Origin of the sequence: Vibrio sp. Isolate33 (assembly GCF_022397895.1) — a bacterium.
GTDB lineage: Bacteria > Pseudomonadota > Gammaproteobacteria > Enterobacterales > Vibrionaceae > Vibrio > Vibrio pomeroyi.
The window spans coordinates 1-633 of the sequence record NZ_JAKEUP010000044.1 but is presented as its reverse complement, the minus strand read 5'-3'; the positions used below and the strand labels follow the sequence as shown (position 1 = coordinate 633).

Genomic DNA, 633 nt, shown 5'->3' with positions numbered 1-633 from the left:
AGTGGGTAGTTTAACCTTTCGGGGAGGACGCTCACCACTTTGTGGTTCATGACTGGGGTGAAGTCGTAACAAGGTAGCCCTAGGGGAACCTGGGGCTGGATCACCTCCTTATACGAAGATATTCACGATAAGTGTCCACACAGATTGATTAGGTTTAGAAAAGTTAAGAGACGATATTGGGTCTGTAGCTCAGCTGGTTAGAGCGCTCGCCTGATAAGCGGGAGGTCGGTGGTTCAAGTCCACTCAGACCCACCAATATCGACCTAGATGGGGCTATAGCTCAGCTGGGAGAGCGCCTGCCTTGCACGCAGGAGGTCTGCGGTTCGATCCCGCATAGCTCCACCATCTTTAAGTATTCTCTTAAGAGAGTCTTTAAAAATGGTTCATTGATTGAATCAAGCTCTTTAACAATTTGGAAAGCTGACTGATTGATTACTTACGAGTAATTCAATCAAATTTAAAAGTTCTCAATGTTTATCTTTAGATAAACACAACAAACACATTCAAGTGTCTTGTATTCGATTCAAATTCGTTTGAATCACATTGAGTCCGGCAAACAGTCATTGAGAATTAACCCTTCTTAATGACAACCAAAAACCTTGGTTAGTTGCCATACACTAAGACCCTTTCGGG

General features: G+C 43.6%; 2 tRNA genes and 1 rRNA gene. All 3 read left to right on the top strand.

Annotation, left to right across the window (positions count from 1 at the left end):
- A 16S ribosomal RNA gene (locus tag L1D37_RS23940) occupies positions 1-111 on the top strand; the annotation flags it as partial.
- Between the two features lie 67 nt (positions 112-178).
- Positions 179-255: transfer RNA gene (locus L1D37_RS23935), tRNA-Ile, on the top strand.
- 14 nt (positions 256-269) lie between these two features.
- Positions 270-345, top strand: a tRNA-Ala gene (locus L1D37_RS23930).
- Positions 346-633: the final 288 nt, after the last annotated feature.